This is a genomic window from Pseudoalteromonas sp. BSi20311, assembly GCF_000239875.1.
Lineage (GTDB): Bacteria > Pseudomonadota > Gammaproteobacteria > Enterobacterales > Alteromonadaceae > Pseudoalteromonas.
Genome location: NZ_BADU01000079.1, coordinates 1 through 18,264, shown reverse-complemented (window position 1 = coordinate 18,264; position 18,264 = coordinate 1). Strand labels below are relative to the sequence as shown.

The following is an 18,264-nucleotide window of genomic DNA, read 5'->3' as shown; positions in this document are numbered from 1 at the left end:
TCAATCACATAGAATGGAATAAAAGTAAGGAGGGACTAATTTGGCAGGTTTTTGTACTACATGTTTAAAATAATAAGCAGGTACTCTCTGTACCTGCTTATCAATAGATTATTGACTACTTACAAGTAACACTACCTTGCTCGGCAGCATTTGTTGTAATAGCTAGTTTAGCTATAGATACATGCCAATCACCTTGCGTGCTTAACTGCCAAGGCGAAAATACTTGTGCCAAGTCAACACCCTGCTCTGCAAAACAACTTAAGTTGATGTTTAATGTTTGCCATTGACCTGATTGCTCAAGGTTATCGGTAATATCAAACTTACCCTGGCAGTTTTCACCACAACCCATAGCAACCCACAGCGGGCTTGATGCCGCTTTGTCTACTTTAATTTGCATTTGCAGCTGGCCATTACTCTCAACGTATGAGCGTAAGTCAGATGGGAATGCCGCGGCTAAATTAACCCCAGCCAGCGCTTGACCATTAAAACGGATAGCTCGCGCATCTTCTTGCACATCTTTGTCAAATGTTTGAATGCTCACAGCACCTAATGACTCACGGCTACTTGCCACCGTTTTTTGTTGCTCGCCACTTTTTAATACCAACGACCATGGTGCTTTTATAGCACGTTCAAACAACACTAAGTCGTCCAATTGTTCAGTCTGTTGAGTTTGCTCTACCAAGTCATCTTTAATTACATTGCTATCACCGTAGGTTAAGCCAAAACCATAAGGGAGTAATGGGCTATAACCTTCATCGTTGCGGTTTTCATTGTCGATTGGGTTATTCGGCCATGAAAACGATAACTTTCCTTTAAAGTCGTGGTTAATTGAACCGTCTGCATTTTTAAACAATACATCACTAATTGCATCACCTTCACTGCCTGGAAGCCAAATAGCAACAAACGCATCACTGGCATTTAGCTCAGCATTAACCCACATTGGGCGACCGCTTATAAATAATGATACAACTGGAATTCCCGCATCTTTAAACTTTCGCAGTAAGGCTAAATCACTTTTATTACCGCGCTGGTACTCAAGGTTATCAACATCCCCATTGCCCTCTGCATAAGGTTGCTCACCAAATACAACAATGGCTACATCTGGGCGCGCTTTATACTCTCCATCAACACTTAGTGCAACACTACCACCAGCTTGCTCGAGCGTGTTTTTAATACCTGCATAAATTGAAGTGCCGCCTGGGAAGTCATTGTTGGTATTGCCTGTACCTTGCCACGTAACACTCCAGCCACCTGACTGCATGCCGATATTATCAGCACCTATTCCTGCTACTAATACGTTTGCCTTGGGCGATAATGGTAATAACTGCTGCTTATTTTTAAGTAACACTAAAGATTCACGTACTGCTTGTTTGGCCACAGCACGGTGATCGTGACTACCAATAATTTCAGTTTTACCAGAAAGAGGACGTTTCGCAGGGCTTGGTTTATCGAATAAACCCGCGCGCATTTTAACGCGTAGGATACGCGTTACCGCGTCGTTAATTCTGCTTAGTGGGATCTCACCGCTGTTAACTTGGCTAATTAAATTGCCAAACAATGGTTTCCACTCATCTGGTGCCATGTATACATCTAAACCTGCGTTTGCAGCTTGAGCACAGTTGCTATTTGAGCAGCCTTTAACTTGTCCATGACCATTCCAATCGCCAACAACAAAGCCATCAAAGCCCATTTTTTCTTTCAATACATCGGTTAATAAATATTTACTGCCGTGAATTTTATCGCCATGCCAACTGTTAAACGAAGCCATAACCGTTTGCGCACCGGCACTCAAACCACCTACATAGCCTTGGGCATGAAGCGCAAATAACTCTTCTTCAGAAGCGATGTTATTACCTTGATCGTCGCCGTTTACAGTACCACCATCACCTAAAAAGTGCTTAACGGTACTCACTACTCGCGTGTCTGACAAAAAATCGCCATCTACAGCGCCTTGTAACCCTTTAACAATAGAGGCAGAGTACGCTTTCACAATTTCAGGGTCCTCAGAGTACCCTTCGTAAGTGCGACCCCAACGGTCATCACGCACCACAGCAACAGTAGGTGCAAATACCCAATCTATACCGGTAACCATTACTTCTCGTGCGGTAGCAGCGGCTATTTTTTCAATAAGTGCAGGATTATTTGCTGCACCTAAACCAATATTATGCGGGAATAAAGTCGCGCCAATAACATTGTTGTGTCCATGTACCGCATCGGTGCCCCACATTGTAGGAATGGTACTGCCATCTAGAGAGTCATCAATAGATGCTTGGTACATTTTTTCTGCCAAATCAACCCAATCTTCAGGCGTAGCATGCTTGTTATTGTTTGGAAACGAACCGCCGCCATTTAAGTAAGAGCCAAAGCCATACTTACGCATATCTTCAACCGTGATGTTACGAATTTCAGGTTGGATCATTTGCGCTATTTTCTGCTCTAGCGTCATAGTACTGAGCATATCAGCGATTTTTTGCTCCATTTGAGCATCGCTTTTAATCCCCGTTGTAATTGTTGGCCAAATTTCTTTTTGGTTTGTTGTATCACTGACACTATCAGAGGGTTGCGAGCAACCGCTGCTGGTTATTGCTGCTAGCATCAGCGCAGTAATTGAAAAAGTGCGTTTAATAATCATAGCATTCACCTAAAACTCAAAGAGGAGTTGACGTTGTTTTTTTTGCACCAAACAGCGCGAAATAAGTAATATATAAATAGCAGCCAATGGGTAGAATAAGGGCTAATTGCACACCTATATTATCAGCCAGCATACCTTGTAATAACGGAATAATCGCACCGCCAACAATCGCTAAACACAAAATACCCGAACCCTGTGACGTGTATTTACCAAGCCCCTGTAGTGCTAAACTAAAAATAGTAGGAAACATAATAGAGTTACATAATCCAACTAATAAAATAGCCCACATAGCCAGTGACCCTTGACCCGTCATAGCAATTAACACAAGTAAGCCTGCTAAAATACCGTGACAAGCTAATACTTTGGCTGCATTTAATTTTTGCATAATCGCGGCGCCAGCAAAGCGCCCTATCATTGCACCTGCAAAATAATAACTAATGTAATGTGCTGCTTGCTGCTCTGGTAAGCCTGCAATATGATCTAAGGTTAAAAAGCCGACTAAAAAGCTGCCTATGGCCACTTCAGCCCCTACATAAACAAAAATACCAATCGCGCCTAAAATAAGGTGGCGATATTTCCATACGCTGCCTAAATCAACAAACTCAGTGTCGCCTTGGTTTTCAGCTTCACTGTCAATCGCTTTACCTAGTTTAGGTAACTTTAAAAAGGCAAAAATAATCGCCAATGCTAATAGGCTTGCACTGAGCATTAAATAAGGAAATTTAACTTGTTCGGCTGTTGCTTGGCTAATTTCAGACAAAATCAACCAACTACCAAATAAAGGCGCAACCGTTGTGCCTAAAGAGTTAAAGGCTTGGGTCATGGTTAAGCGCGAAGAGGCTGTTTTTGCAGGCCCTAGTACACTTACATATGGGTTAGCAGAAACTTGTAAAATGGTGATCCCTGAAGCAAGAACAAACAAAGCTAATAAAAATAGCTCGTATACATGAGCTTCTGCAGCAGGGTAAAATAATGCACAACCAATTGCTGCGACAACTAAACCGACAACAATACCAAATTGATAACCTATTTTACTGACCAGTTTCCCCGCAGGGATTGACATAACAAAGTAGGCACCAAAAAAACAAAATTGCACCAACATTGCTTGGGTGTAGTTAAGGGAGAACATCCCCTTTAAATACGGAATTAAAATATCGTTCAAGCAAGTAAGAAAACCCCACATAAAAAACAAGGTCGTAAGCGATGTTAACGCAAAGGTGTGTGTGGACCCTGGTTTTTGGCTGTTTTCCGTTGCCGATAGTGGCTGTGTGATATGTGCCATAGTATAATCTCTAATTATTTATAACTATCAGATTGTTACCTCTATTTTATTGCGTTTAGTAAAACTTAAAATGCAGATAATAGTTGCAACACCAAATGTAAGCGCTTACATTTATAACATACAAATAAAATTTATCAATTTATTTACAAAATTATTGTAAGCGCTTACACGCAATGTTAGGCAATTATTTTTGCTTAGCTAATTACTTTAAGTTTATTATTACTGCAAATGTAAGGACGTATCTCATTGTGTTTAAAACCATTTCGTTGCCAGGCACGTCAGCCCTTTTAAAATCACCCTTTATTTTTGGGGTTGCCACGGCCTCCTTTCAAATAGAGGGAGGTTACGATACGCGTCTTCCTTGTATTTGGGATACTTTTTGTAACCAGCCAAATACCATTGCTGATAATAGTAACGGCAACCAAGCGTGTGAACACATAGAATATTGGCAACAAGATGTAAAAATGATTGCTGATTTAGCTGTAGACGCTTATCGACTTTCAATTTCTTGGCCGCGCGTTTTACACCAAGATGGCAGCTTGAATATTCAAGGTATGGCGTTTTACAAATCGCTACTGCAAGCTCTAAAAGCGCGCAATATTAAAACCTATGTCACTTTATATCATTGGGACTTGCCACAACATTTAGAAGACAGTGGTGGCTGGCTCAACCGCGATACAGCTTACCAATTTGCTCATTACACTCATATAGTCACTCAGCAACTAGAGGGCTTAGTTGATTCTTATGCGACCTTAAACGAACCTTTTTGTAGTGCCTACTTAGGCTATGAGATAGGAGTACACGCACCAGGCATAAAAAGTCAAAAAGCAGGACGCCAAGCGGCGCACCACCTTCTGCTTGCCCATGGACTCGCGATGCAGGTGATACGTAAAAATTGCCCTACGATAGAAGCCGGTATAGTGCTTAATTTTAGCCCTGCCTACCCACTCACCATAAATGATAAACGCGCTGCTGAGCTTGCCGATGATTACCATAACCAGTGGTATATTAAGGCTATATTAAAGGGCTGCTACCCTAAGATAATTAATCAGCTTACCAGTGATGTAAAACCCCATATTGGCGACGAAGATATGGCAATTATTAGTCAAAAAGTCGATTTTTTAGGGGTTAATTACTATACTCGTATTCATTACAAAAATACGCCAGATCATTGGTTTAGCGAAGTTCCTCTAAAGAATGTTGCCACCACCGATATGGGCTGGGAAGTTTACCCACAGGGATTGTGTGAATTACTACTTTCATTAAATGATCGTTACACTTTACCTAAAGTATATATAACAGAGAACGGCGCAGCGATGGCCGATGTATTAATAGACGGTAAAATAGATGACATACAACGTATCGATTACTACCATAGCCACATTAATGCCGTTCATAATGCAGTTGAGCAAGGCGTGAATGTGCAAGGCTACTTTGCATGGAGCTTAATGGATAATTTTGAATGGGCCTATGGTTATGAAAAGCGCTTTGGGCTAGTCTATGTTGATTACCAAACTCAACAACGTACATTAAAACAAAGCGCAATTGCGTATCGTGATTTTCTTAAACAGCGCCAAAAATAATAACGAGTGGCTTTTATGCTGAGTAAAAAAGAAAAAATAGCTTATGGCCTAGGTGACACGGCCAGTAATATTATTTTTCAAACCGTGATGCTGTTTTTAACTTTTTTCTACACTGATATATTTGGTATTTCGCCTGCGGTTGTTGGTACCCTTTTTTTAGTAGTCAGAGTTATTGATGCAGTAACAGATCCAATAATGGGCGCCCTAACTGACGCCACTCATACTAAATACGGCAGCTACCGACCCTACCTACTTTGGCTTGCTATCCCTTTTGCTGTTATCAGCGTGATCACCTTTACTACTCCTGCGCTTGATGACGGCAACAAAATTATTTACGCGTTCGTTACCTACACCCTACTAATGTTGGTTTATACCGCAATTAATATTCCTTATTCGGCACTTGGCGGTGTATTAAGTCGAAATCCTAACGAACGCGTTTCCATTCAGTCATACCGATTTGTATTTGGCATGCTGGGTGGTTTATTGGTTACTAGCTGTACCTTGCCTTTAGTAAAATGGTTTGGCGATGGTAATAACGAATTGGGCTATCAACTCACCATGCTGGTTATGAGCTGCCTAGGCGTGGTGTTATTTCTAATTTGTTTTCGTTACACCAAAGAGCGGGTGATCAATCCGCCGCATAAATTATCTTTAAAAACACAACTCCACGTTTTATGGCAAAATCAGCCGTTTAAAATCTTATGTATGGCTGCACTGGTATTATTGACAAGTATGGTGCTGCGCACGACACTAGCTATTTACTATGTAAAGTATGTGCTTGGCAAAGAAGATTTAATCACCGAATTTGTAACCTTAGGTATGATTGGTAATATTTTAGGCTGCGCTTGCGCACAACCTTTAAGTAAACGCTTTGATAAAAAAGCGGCTTATGTTTATCTGCAATATATTTCCGCCATATTGAGCTGCCTTGCTTTTTTTGTCCCTAATGAACACGTTTTACTGGCTTTTTTAGTGTATTTTTTATGGTGTTTTTTCACTCAAATGGCAACGCCTTTATTATGGGCAAAAATGGCTGATGCTATTGATTACGGAGTCTGGCAGAATGGCCGTCGACTCACCGGTTTAGTTTACGCAAGCATCGTATTTTTTATTAAATTGGGGCTTGCATTAGGCGGAGCGATTGCCGGTTGGTTACTTGCTTATTATCAATATCAAGCCAATGTCGAATTAAGCGAGGCAACTAAAAACGGTATTTTAACCTCATTCACACTCTACCCTGCGATTGGCAGTGTACTTGTGGCTTTAATAATGAGTAAATACAGCCTAGATAATAAAACCATTAAAAAAATCACTGCCGATTTAACACAAAAAAGCAATTTGTAGCAAGGAATAGTATGGCCACCATTTATGAAGTGTCAAAGCTTGCAGGGGTGTCACTTGCCACTGTTTCAAGAGTAATGAACAACAATGCAAACGTAAGTGATGCAACCAGAAAAAAGGTTACCTTAGCCATGGAAGAGCTAGGCTACCGTCCTAATTCTATTGCGCAATCACTGGCTTCTAATTGCTCTAATAGCGCGGGCTTGTTAGTTTCAGAGCTTAAAGGTCCATTTTATGGGCCAATGATGAGCGGTATAGAGAACACCTTAAGAAACCAAGGTAAACACGTTATTATTACTGCAGGACACAGTGACGCAGAGCGAGAGCAACAAGGCATCGAATTTTTAATTAGCCGCAATTGCGACGCACTTATTTTACATGTTGAAGCTATTAGTGATGAATACTTAATAAAGTTAAGTAAAGGCAAAACTCCGTTTGTTTTGCTTAACCGCTACATTGAAGAGCTCGCCGATCGCTGTATTATTCTTGATAATACTAAAGGTGGCTATTTAGCCACTAAATACATTCTTGAGTCGGGCCATAAAGAGATTGCCTATATTAGCGGTCCACTGTGGAAAAAAGATGCTCAAGAGCGCTTAAACGGACATAAACAAGCACTTGCTGAATACGCCATTGAATTTGATAAAAGTAATTTATTTGAAGGTGACTTTGTCGAAGAAAGTGGCTACGAAGGCTTCGCTACACTTTATAAAAATAACCCCGCATTTACCGCCCTAGTATGTGCCAATGACGAAATGGCAACCGGTGCCATGGTGAGTGCTAGAGAGCATGGTATACAACTGCCTTCGCAGCTTTCTATTATCGGCTACGATAACGTGTTTTTTACCCGTCACGTGTACCCTCCGTTGAGCACTATAAACTATCCTATCGATGAGATGGGTAAAGTGGCAGCGCAGTGGGTACTGAGTCATGTTTATCAAAAAAGCGTACACCCCATTCAAACGTTATTTGAGCCCGAGTTAGTTATACGCCAATCTGTGGTTAAACCTTTAACATCAAGCTAATAGGGGTGTTAAACAAGCTGGTTGAGTAATGCTAAATTTATTGGTTTTAACAATACCTGCTCTATTTCTAGTTGCCTGATATGCACAGCATCAGGCTCCATACCACTAATAATGACGCGTTCAATGTCAGGGTAATGCTGTTTAATAAACCCTGCTAGCTCTAAACCAGTTCCATCTGGCAAATGCATATCGAGCAATACTTTATCGTAATTACTGTTATGTTCAAGCATTGCTTTACAGTCTTTGACACTTGTTGCTATATCGGTATCTACATCCAAGCTTTCTAATAATAACTGGGTAATTTGCGCGGCATCGGCATCGTCTTCTACTAATAGAAAGCACTTTTTGTCGTTACTCGGTTTGGGTATTGGCTGAACCGGCGAAACCGGTTGATCTTTTTGTCCAAGCCTTAATTCTAAACATTGATAGAGCAAGTGGGAATCCACAGGTTTGGCAATCATATCGTCAAACCCTAACGCATTGAGTTCGTTATGAATGCCTTTCATAGTTGCTGCGGTTAAGGCTATGATTGCACCTTTAAATCCTAGCTTTCTAAGCTCAATAGCAGCTTCTTTTCCGCCCATTACCGGCATATGGATATCTAAAAATATAATATCGTAAGTAGTGTGCCCGTCTGCTAGTTGTTTCTTTACTTTGTCGAGTGCTTGCTTACCATTATCAGCATAATCTACCTCAGCGCCTGCCGAACCAATTAAGTGACCAACTAGCACGCGTAAATCGCGTAAATCATCAACCACCAATACTTTGCCGCTCACTTGGCAGGGCGCTACTTTTTGCTGCATATTGGGGGTTAAATCAAGTTTTAATAAATTGCGCTCTACCTGTCTGATATCACCAGGGTATAAGGAAATGGTAAACGTTGAGCCTTCACCAACATGAGAGTCTAATGAAATATCCCCCTGCATACGACTAAGCAGTTCAGAACAAATAGCTAAACCTAAACCTGCACCACCTACTGAGCGTGACTCTACATCGGCTATCTGCTCGAAAGGCTTAAAGATGAGGGCTTGTTTTTCTGGAGCAATACCTAAGCCTGAGTCTTTAATACTAAAAAATAGCATTTCACGCTCAGCGACCATATCAGTCCATGCGTTAACCACAATTTCGCCTTGCTCGGTAAATTTAATCGCATTATTAATCAGGTTAATAAGAATTTGTCTAAGCCGAGTAGCATCGATACGAACGACTAGTGGCAAAGGCTCCAGTGATTCAAATTTTAGTGATAAACCTTTATCCAGCGCTGATACGCGCATTAACGTAAATACGTCGGCCATTAGGCTATCAAGATTAACCTCTGACAAACTGAGTTCAAGCTTATCAACAGCAATTTTAGATAAGTCCAAAACGTCATTTAGTAAGCTTAATAAGTGTTTACCATTACGATAAATCACACCTAGCTCGTTTTCAGCCTGCTTGTTAAAGTCACTAAGCATCAACAACTCGGTATAGCCTAAAATAGAAGATAGCGGTGTGCGCAATTCGTGGCTTAAATGTGCTAAAAAGCGATCTTTTGAGCGGTTTTCAGCCTCCGCTTTTAAACGCTCCACTCGCTCATCTTCCACATCTCGACGTGCTAATGCATAACGAATAGAGCGGGCAAATCGGCTACCACTCATTTCACTTTTAACTAAGTAATCAACGGCTCCAGCATCAAGCGCAGCTGAATCGAGGGCATCGTTAGATTGCCCAGTAAGCATAATAATAGGCCCACAGAAACCATTTTTAAGCGCTTGTTTTAGCACACTTAAGCCATCAGATGCCCCTAAGCGATAATCAAGCAAGCAAATATCATGTTGATTTTTACTCAACACTTCCACCGCCTGCTCAGGAGAAGTTATCCACTCTATGTCAAACACATGGGAACTGAGCTGCTCTAAATAGTCACGAGTTAAAATATAATCATCTTCATCGTCTTCAACCAATAGCAGTTTCGTTGCCTTTGCTAACATAGCCTCTCCTGTTTTAATAATATGCTTAATCGTTAAACGTGCTTGGTAGCTCTACAAACTCAACCCAGTATTTACCCAGTGTTTTCATCAACTCAACTAAGCCATCAAACGTAACAGGCTTAGTTATGTAAGACGCAGCGCCTAGGTTATAGCCTTTAACCATGTCTTCTTCTTGCTTAGAGGTGGTTAAAATTACCACTGGGATGCCTTTTAAATTAGGATGCGCTTTAATAGCTTGAAGTGCTTCGCGGCCATCCATTCTCGGCATGTTTAAATCAAGTAAAATTAAGCCTGGTCTTGGCGAGATGCTTTTATCTTCAAACTTGCCTTTGCGCTCTAAGTACTCTAAAAGCTCTACACCGTCTTCAACAAAGTGTAATTCATTTAAAACGCGACTTTCTGCAAGCGCGTCTTGGGTTAACAAACGATCATCTTCATCATCATCTGCCATTAAAATGGTAATCGGTTTTACGGTTGTTAATGGCATATTATGCCTCTCCTTTTAATGTGAATAACTCTGCATCCACGGGTAATTTAATGATGAAAGTTGCCCCTTCACCTAGGGTACTTATCGCGGCAATAGAGCCACCGTGACGCTCTACAATTCGACGGCAAACAGACAAACCTATACCCGTCCCTTTGTATTGTGAGCGACCATGTAAGCGCTGAAATGGTACAAATATTTTATCCGCATACTCATCTGAGAAACCGATACCGTTATCCCTGACTGTAATTACATGCCAACTTATTTCACTGTTATGATCTTCACTAAACTCGCTCACTCGTTCAAAGTCAATATTAATAACAGGGTCTACGTTAGGCCCTCTAAACTTCACCGCATTTGAAATTAAGTTTAAAAACAGCTGATGCATTTGACTCGGATCAGCCTGAATAACGGGCATATTAGCCGTGACAATTTGTGCATTACACTCATTAATCGCTATTTCTAAATCACTTTTTATATCATTCAAAATGCTGTTTAAATCGGTATCGGTAAAATCTTTACCTCGGGTGGTTACTCGAGAAAACTCTAATAAATCATTAATTAAATTAGACATTCTTTGCGCGGCATTTTTCATGCGGGCAATGTAGTCTGTACCTTTTTCGCCTAACTCGTCTTTAAACATGCTCTCAAGCCGGTCGCTAAATGCTTGAATTTTCCTTAGCGGCTCTTGCAAGTCATGACTGGCAACAAAGGCAAACTCTTCTAACTCTCGGTTACTGCGACTTAATTCATCAGAATACAAGGTAAGCTCTTGGGTACGTTCAGTTACTTTACTCGCTAAGGTTTCATTTTGCATTTCCAGCTCGGCGCGATACACGGCCGCATTTTTTAAATTCAGCCTCGCCAATAAAAACATACCCAAAATCAATAATGCGCTGGTAACTGCAGTAATACCAAAAGTGATCTTTGCTTCTTTTTTAATTTGCGCTAATTTCGAAAAGTGACTGACTTTAAACAGTAGTTCGCGCTCTTGAATATCATTAACTCGCTCACGAATTTCTCTATATAAGTCGCGTCCTTCATGTGAATTAAGTATTAGTAAGGCGCGCTGCTCTTTATCATTTAATGCTAATTTAACTGTTTTTTTAAGCTCAACTATTTTAGCTTCAACCAATAGTAACAACTGTGCAATACGCTGCGCTTGGCCATCAATTTCTGAGTGTAAGTCGCTCACATGATTAGTTTGAGACTCTATTTGTGCGATGGCATCGTAATACGGCACTAAATAGTCATCGGCTTGGGTTAATAGATACCCTCGCTGTCCCGACTCGGCTTGCACTACCGAAAGGTGTAGCTGCTCTATCGCCGTGCTTAACATATTAGTGTTGTCTAAACTTTGCTGGGTACGCGATAACCCTTGAATAGTATTAATGGCTAAAAAAGCATTACCAACAATAATACACAACACTATAGAGATAAATAACGCCCATACTACATTTGCTTTGCCTTGCTGTTTGCGTTTAATCATTTATCATCCTGAATTATTTAGGGTTACTTCGACTCTGAAATAAGCTGTAAACTGTCACTGCACGCTTGGCAATTAGCAATTATTTTATCCAGTGCGGCGAGCGCTTTATCTTTTGGCATATCGTTTTCAAGTACTAGCTTAATCAGCTCGGCATTCATCGAAATACGATTTAGCGGCGCACGCGCGTCGTGTACCAGCTCATTCAAAGGTTTTGCCTGTTGTGGTGATGCCATTAAAGTCCTCGTTTTGTTGTGATTAAATTTACATGCTGGTTATTTATACTCGCCAATACCACCATAAGCATTTAAACGGTTATATAAGGTTTTAGTGCTAATACCCAGCATTTGTGCTGCTAATGTTTTATTCCCTTGTACTTTATCGAGCGTGGCATGAATAAGTTCTTTTTCAACTTCTTCAATAGTTTGCCCTGCTGATACCTGCTTGTCCTCAGGTTGAGTATTAACCCTTGAAAAAGGCGACTCTAAGTTATCAGGTAAACTAATTGTGCTGGTTTGCGGGTCGCTCATAATAAAAGCGCGGTGAATGGCATGGCGAAGTTCACGTACGTTGCCCGGCCAGTCGTAGGTTTCAAGCTCTTTAAGCTGCTCATTAGCCCAAGCAAACGCTGTACCGTTTTCATCGTTTAACTGCCCTAAAAACGATTTAGCAAGTAACGCAATATCTTCTTTTCGATCTCGTAGTGGCGGTATATCAATAGGAAAAACAGCGAGCCTAAAGTAAATATCTTCACGTAATATATTGTTCTGCGCTAAATCGGTGAGTGAGCGGTTAGTGGCTGAAATAACACGGCAATTTACTGGTAACTCACGATTTCCACCAACTCGGGTTACTTTTTTAGTTTCGAGTACACGCAGTAAATTAGGCTGCATATCAATCGGCATTTCGGTGACTTCATCAAGAAATAACGTGCCACCGTCGGCTTGTTCAAACACGCCGTCTTTACGGGCAATGGCACCAGTAAATGCGCCTTTTTCATGGCCAAATAATTCACTGCCAATTAGTTCTTTAGAGAGTGCCCCACAGTTACTCGCCACCAGTGGACCTTCGCATTTACTAGCATTATGAATGGCTTGCGCTACCACCTCTTTACCTACCCCGCTTTCACCCATAAGCATGACATTAGCATTGGTTTTAGCTACGCGCTCTATCATAGTATAAAGCTGTTGCATGGGTGCAGACTCGCCAATAAGCGTATCAAAATGATGAGTAATGGCGGCACTTTTTGCCTTTTTAACTGTTTTTTTCGGGCCGTTTAATACTAATTCTAAATCTTCACGTTGCAGCGGCTTTAATAAATGCGACACATTAGGCTCACACATGTCAGCTAAAATTCCTTTAACTGAAGGGTGCCCCGAAATAAGAGTGACTTTAGGCGATTGGCCAATCATTTTTAAATGATCTAATAAATGCAAGCCACTGCCATCTGGCAGCATAAAATCAAGCAGCACATGATCGAAAGTATTATTTTCAAACCACTGGTGCGCTTCTTTTAAACTAGTTGCTGTATTAATGTTGTGGCCAAGAAACTCAACAATATGGCAAATAACATCACTGAATTCGACGTCGTCATCGACTAAAAGTATATTTAACATGAATAATCCCTATGCTTTTTTACCATTCTACTTACCCTTTTATATAAATGAAAGATATACATAATTAGGGTACAAAGCGCGGCTACTTTATTTTTTAATCCGCCAGTTTAATTAAAAATAGCTGTATAGACGCTGAAATAGCGCTATTTTATGCGGCTTATTAAATCCCTATTAAAGAAATTAATACAACCAACTGATATAATTTATTTTTATTACAGGAGTTGTTATGCGCTTATTAAAAACCTACATTCATCCCTCAATCAATATTGAGCAAGGTCGTCAATTTTCTCGCCCAACCGCTCGCGCAATTGCATTTAAGCAACAACACATTTTACTTATGTATACTCAGCGCTACGACGACTTTAGTTTACCTGGCGGTGGGATTGACCCACATGAAAGCATAGAGCAGGGATTGATCAGAGAACTGAGTGAAGAAACTGGCGCACAAAATATAAAAATCTGCAGTGAGTTTGGGCTTTATGAGGAATACCGTCCTTGGTATAAAGATGACTTTGATATTATTCATATACAATCATATTGCTACCTCTGCCAAATTGATGAGCAACTCGGTCAAGCGCAGCTAGAACACTATGAACAACAAAATGGCATGCAGGCCAAATGGGTTGATATTTTCCAGGCGATAGCCCATAACGAACGCACACTTGCAAACAGTGACAAGCAAGGGCTTTCGATAATTCGCGAAACTTACCTACTAAAAGCCATTGCGGCACAATTTTTTACCTAAGTGTTTAGGGCTGCGTTTGCGGTTCGCTCAGCGTTTTTTTAACCACATAAAAGCGGTATAGTCCTAGCAAATTACTACTTAAAAACAGGCTTTCCATGAGTATTGCCACTGGTGAGCCGGCAAAAATATTATGTGTTATCCAAAAAGAGGTTCCCACCACCATACATAACCTTAAGTGCAAGTCTCGATTTTGAAATGAAGCAATGGTTTGTATTAATGTCGCCACCAATGCAAAGGCGCTAAACCAATCTTGCCAAGTAAAATAAACGGCTAAGCAGCTTACTGTCATAAACCCAAACATAGCCCAAGTATGCTTAAAGTAAATACAGTAAAAATAACGCACCGCGGCAATAAACATTAAGCAGCCGGCACTGTTAAAACCCAATATAAAAAAGTGTACAGAGGTTAATAACACTGAGGTAAATAAACAGCTTAAAATAATTCGTCGGGACTTAAACTGAAATGAAGCTAAGTCGAGTAAAGTGGCAACTGCAACCAACGATTGGGCAATTATAAACATAACACTCCAAGGCATTAAGGCTTAAAAATGGGGAGTGTATAGTGCTTTATAAAAACAGCACTTAACTTAAGTTAAGTCGCTTACGAATTCGTGATAACGAAATAGCTGAAATACCTATATACATTGCCACTTGGCTCAAGCTTAGCTGCGCCAACCAATGGGGTTTATGTTTGAGTAAATAACAGTAACGCTGCTCGGGGCTATTTAGTAATAAAAATGCCTCTTTAGCTTCTTTAAAAATAAGTTGCTGTGCAATAAGCTGCTGCTTAATCAGTTGATACTGTGCTTGCTCAAATAGTGTTAGTGGTACTTTAATTACACTTGCTTCGTTAATCACTTTTAATTGATAAAACGCAGGCGTTGAGGTCATCCAATTGGCAAACAGCAATGCAAATTCATCTTTAAAATAAAACTCTTTACACTTTTGTACGCCGTCTATATCGTCATGAATAGCGCCTAAAACCCCCTGAACAATTAAATACCCATAACCTTGTACATCGCCTTGTTGCACTAATACGGTATTGGGCGCTATTCGTTGCTGAGGATACTTCCCAGCTAATTGCACTTTAAACTTGTTTACTAGCGCTTCATAACTATCGCCAAGCGATAAAAGTGGATTATCAGACATTAAAAATTACCATTTTTTCATTAAAGCATGCGTAATATCAGCCGCTGACACACCCACCCTAGGAATATATTTTTGGCCACACCACAAAGGCGAAAAATCACTTTTAGCACTTTTTTCAGCGCGACTTCTTAATGCCGTTATTGCACTGCTGGCGTGTGGAAACGCAGGAACCCCATTTGGCATAGCACCTAATTCTTGCATTACTCGATTTTGAATACCCCGAGCGGCCCTACCAGAGAACAATGTGGTCAGTGTGGTCTCATCTTGTTGCTGATCTAAAATAGCCTGTTGATGCAAAGCCGATGTTGTTGCCTCCTTGCATAGTAAATAAGCACTCCCTACTTGGACTGCACTGGCTCCTAACGCTTTAAATCGCTGTACATCACCGGCCGAAGCAATGCCACCAGCAGCAATAATAGGCAGTGATATATGCTCAACACAATGTTTAACTAACTGCTCAGTATTTTGTTGCAAGCTTAAATCCATAGATAAAAAATGGCCTCGGTGCCCCCCAGCTTCTAAACCCTGTGCAATTATGGCATCAGCACCATTTTTACTAAGCCAAATAGCTTCATCTAAGGTAGTGGCCGTTGAAATTACTTTAGTACCCCAGCTTTTTATTTGCGCCACAATAGCTTGCTCAGGTAAACCAAAATGAAAACTCACAACTGCTGGCTTATAAGGTGCAATTATATCAACAATCGATTGATTTATAGGTTGACGAGAAGCCCCTGCAGTTAAGCTTTGCGGGTCAATTTTATACTCTGTAAAGTAAGCGGCAAGTAATGCATGCCAGCACTGTTGTTGCGCGGATGTGTAGTCAGCAACTGTATGACAAAAAAAGTTAAGATTAAACGGCTTCGTTGTTTTGTGGCTAAGTATTTCTAGCTGCTCAACTAATTGTGCTGGCGATAACATAGCGCAAGGCAAAGAGCCTAACCCTCCAGCCTCACTTACAGCAAGAGCAAGCTGCTCGTTTTGAACACCGGCCATAGGTGCCTGAATTATCGGTAAAGCGGTATTAAACAATGATGGCTTCATCTGAACTCTCCCTGTAACTTTTTCAACAACTTGCAGTATTTACAGAACCATAGCAAAAACAGCAAGCAAACAACATCTAGATTTTAGTCATATTTAATGTAAAAACTATTACTAACAAATAGTTATAACTTTTTTAATATCAAAAAACTAACTGGCTTTGGTTTTGCAGCTACCCTATTACATAATTTGTTAGGAGGTAAAATGAGTAACACAGTTGATACGATCAATCCCGCAACCGAGCAAGTCATTAATAGCTATACGCTGCTTTCTCAAGCTCAAGCAGAACAAGTGATCGAAAAATCTCATGAAACATACTTAACATGGCGATTAACCTCGTTTACCGAGCGCGCACAATATCTAAATAAATTAGCCTCTTTGTTTGAAAGTCAAAAAGAAGCCTTAGCAAAACTGATGACCGAAGAAATGGGTAAAGTCTATGAGCAGGGTTTCCAAGAAGTACAGCTTTGTGCTGACATTTGTCGTTATACCGCGGAACATGGCGCAGACATGCTTAGTGACGAGGAGCGCGACATGCAAGGCGGTCGTGCAATAATAAGCTATCGCCCTATCGGCGTGCTGTTGGGTATTCAGCCGTGGAACTTCCCACTTTATCAAGTTATTAGATACAGTGCCGCAAACATTATGGCAGGTAATACCACGGTATTAAAACATGCTGGTAATGTATTTGGTATGGCTGAGAAAATTGAAACACTATTTCTACAAGCAGGCTTTCCTGAACACTGCTTTAGCAACTTACTAGTTGATGGTAAAACTGCCAGCGCCCTTATTTCACACTCAGCTATTAGTGGCGTAACCTTTACTGGAAGTGATGGCACTGGTAAAAAAGTGGCAGAGCAAGCTGCCAAGCATGTTAAAAAAACCGTGCTAGAGCTGGGTAGCAACGATGCTTTTGTTGTACTTGATGACGCGGACTTAGCCCTTGCAGTCAAAGCATGTTTACAAGGACGCATTATCAACAACGGCCAAACCTGTGTTGCAGCCAAGCGCTTTGTGGTGGTCGATTCACTCTACAATGACTTTAAGGAAGCACTAAGTCAGCAGTTTAAGGCCATAAAAATGGGCAACCCAATGGATGAAGATACAGAACTGGGCCCTATGGCACGCGAAGGTTTACGCGACAAAATTCACCAGCAAGTGCAAGACTCTGTCAATGCGGGTGCAAAAGTAATTGTAGGCGGCGAAATACCGCAACAAACGGGTTATTACTATCCACCAACTGTGCTCGAAAACCTTACACCGGGTATGCCTGCTTATGACGACGAGCTATTTGGCCCTGTCGCATCTTTGATGAAAGCCAAAGATAACGACGACGCTATGCGTATTGCTAATGATTCACGCTATGGACTAGGCGGTGGTATATTTTCAAAAGATGAGAAGAAAGCCATTGAACTGGCCAAAAAGTATTTTGATACCGGCATGATTAATATTAATGGCTATGGTTTGGCACAACCAAACCTACCATTTGGCGGTGTTAAAGACAGTGGTTATGGCCGAGAGCATGGTGGCTTTGGGATTCGCGAATTTGTGAATGTTAAAAGCATTATGATTCACAGCTAGTATCAGGTATCAGGTATCAGGTATCAGGTATCAGGTATCAGGTATCAGGTATCAGGTATCAGGTATCAGGTATCAGGTTAGTAAAATTAAACACCGCGCTTGTAGCAAGCGCGGTGTTTTTTGTCTGATGAATTTTTAACACTCAACTGAATGGCTCGCTGTAGAAAATGCCGCAAACTTAAAAGCACTACCAAAATGTATTAAATGAGTTTATTTAAGAGAGTATTAATCTAATTTTTCATATAGCTGATATACATACCTATGAAAAATATCCGATACTTTTAATAATGCTGTCATGTTCAATGAATATTTTTCTTTTCAAAAGAGTACCTA

The 18,264-nt window shown here is 40.7% G+C and carries 15 protein-coding genes; 5 read left to right on the top strand and 10 right to left on the bottom strand.

The features are described from left to right. Positions 1-115: 115 nt before the first annotated feature. Complete coding sequence (locus tag P20311_RS09055) at positions 116-2,632, bottom strand: exo 1,3/1,4-beta-D-glucan glucohydrolase (protein ID WP_008111980.1); 2,517 nt, start codon at positions 2,630-2,632, stop codon at positions 116-118. A 16-nt stretch (positions 2,633-2,648) separates the two neighbouring features. Then, on the bottom strand, positions 2,649-3,914 hold the full coding sequence (locus P20311_RS09050; RefSeq protein ID WP_008111979.1) for a sugar MFS transporter: 1,266 nt from the start codon (positions 3,912-3,914) through the stop codon (positions 2,649-2,651). A 248-nt stretch (positions 3,915-4,162) separates the two neighbouring features. On the opposite strand from P20311_RS09050, the gene P20311_RS09045 reads away from it, so the two are divergent. The 3 genes from P20311_RS09045 to P20311_RS09035 are packed head-to-tail and all read left to right on the top strand — an operon-like array spanning position 4,163 to position 7,863. Beyond that, positions 4,163-5,497 carry a GH1 family beta-glucosidase gene (locus P20311_RS09045; protein WP_008111978.1) on the top strand — a complete coding sequence of 445 codons (1,335 nt, stop codon included), beginning with the start codon at positions 4,163-4,165 and terminating at the stop codon, positions 5,495-5,497. Positions 5,498-5,512: 15 nt separating this feature from the next. Next, entirely contained in the window at positions 5,513-6,841 is a 1,329-nt protein-coding gene (locus P20311_RS09040) for a glycoside-pentoside-hexuronide (GPH):cation symporter (RefSeq protein ID WP_008111977.1), read from the top strand. A gap of 11 nt (positions 6,842-6,852) precedes the next feature. Continuing rightward, complete coding sequence (locus tag P20311_RS09035) at positions 6,853-7,863, top strand: LacI family DNA-binding transcriptional regulator (protein ID WP_008111976.1); 1,011 nt, start codon at positions 6,853-6,855, stop codon at positions 7,861-7,863. A gap of 8 nt (positions 7,864-7,871) precedes the next feature. Here P20311_RS09035 and P20311_RS09030 read toward each other — a convergent pair whose 3' ends face one another. Genes P20311_RS09030 through P20311_RS09010 form a run of 5 tightly spaced genes read right to left on the bottom strand, consistent with a single transcriptional unit; the run spans position 7,872 to position 13,419 of the window. Then, complete coding sequence (locus P20311_RS09030; RefSeq protein ID WP_008111974.1) at positions 7,872-9,833, bottom strand: response regulator; 1,962 nt, start codon at positions 9,831-9,833, stop codon at positions 7,872-7,874. Positions 9,834-9,858: 25 nt separating this feature from the next. Next, entirely contained in the window at positions 9,859-10,320 is a 462-nt protein-coding gene (locus P20311_RS09025; RefSeq protein WP_008111973.1) for a response regulator, read from the bottom strand. Between the two features lies 1 nt (position 10,321). Next, positions 10,322-11,806 carry an ATP-binding protein gene (locus P20311_RS09020; protein WP_008111970.1) on the bottom strand — a complete coding sequence of 495 codons (1,485 nt, stop codon included), beginning with the start codon at positions 11,804-11,806 and terminating at the stop codon, positions 10,322-10,324. 23 nt (positions 11,807-11,829) lie between these two features. Beyond that, on the bottom strand, positions 11,830-12,039 hold the full coding sequence (locus P20311_RS09015) for a hypothetical protein (protein ID WP_008111968.1): 210 nt from the start codon (positions 12,037-12,039) through the stop codon (positions 11,830-11,832). A 39-nt stretch (positions 12,040-12,078) separates the two neighbouring features. Then, positions 12,079-13,419: a sigma-54 dependent transcriptional regulator gene (locus tag P20311_RS09010; protein ID WP_008111967.1), complete on the bottom strand. Its 1,341-nt coding sequence runs from the start codon at positions 13,417-13,419 to the stop codon at positions 12,079-12,081. 226 nt (positions 13,420-13,645) lie between these two features. On the opposite strand from P20311_RS09010, the gene P20311_RS09005 reads away from it, so the two are divergent. Next, a complete protein-coding gene (locus tag P20311_RS09005) occupies positions 13,646-14,164 on the top strand; it encodes an NUDIX hydrolase (RefSeq protein WP_008111964.1) in 519 nt (172 codons plus the stop codon). Positions 14,165-14,168: 4 nt separating this feature from the next. Here P20311_RS09005 and P20311_RS09000 read toward each other — a convergent pair whose 3' ends face one another. From P20311_RS09000 to P20311_RS08990, 3 genes are all read right to left on the bottom strand, one after another. Continuing rightward, on the bottom strand, positions 14,169-14,684 hold the full coding sequence (locus P20311_RS09000; RefSeq protein ID WP_008111963.1) for a YgjV family protein: 516 nt from the start codon (positions 14,682-14,684) through the stop codon (positions 14,169-14,171). 61 nt (positions 14,685-14,745) lie between these two features. Next, positions 14,746-15,312, bottom strand: a complete 567-nt coding sequence (locus P20311_RS08995; RefSeq protein ID WP_008111961.1) for a Crp/Fnr family transcriptional regulator — start codon at positions 15,310-15,312, stop codon at positions 14,746-14,748. A 6-nt stretch (positions 15,313-15,318) separates the two neighbouring features. Further along, positions 15,319-16,353: a nitronate monooxygenase family protein gene (locus tag P20311_RS08990; RefSeq protein ID WP_008111959.1), complete on the bottom strand. Its 1,035-nt coding sequence runs from the start codon at positions 16,351-16,353 to the stop codon at positions 15,319-15,321. A gap of 201 nt (positions 16,354-16,554) precedes the next feature. Between P20311_RS08990 and P20311_RS08985 the strand changes: the two genes are divergently transcribed. Next, on the top strand, positions 16,555-17,931 hold the full coding sequence (locus tag P20311_RS08985; protein WP_008111956.1) for an NAD-dependent succinate-semialdehyde dehydrogenase: 1,377 nt from the start codon (positions 16,555-16,557) through the stop codon (positions 17,929-17,931). The last annotated feature ends 333 nt before the right edge of the window (positions 17,932-18,264 follow it).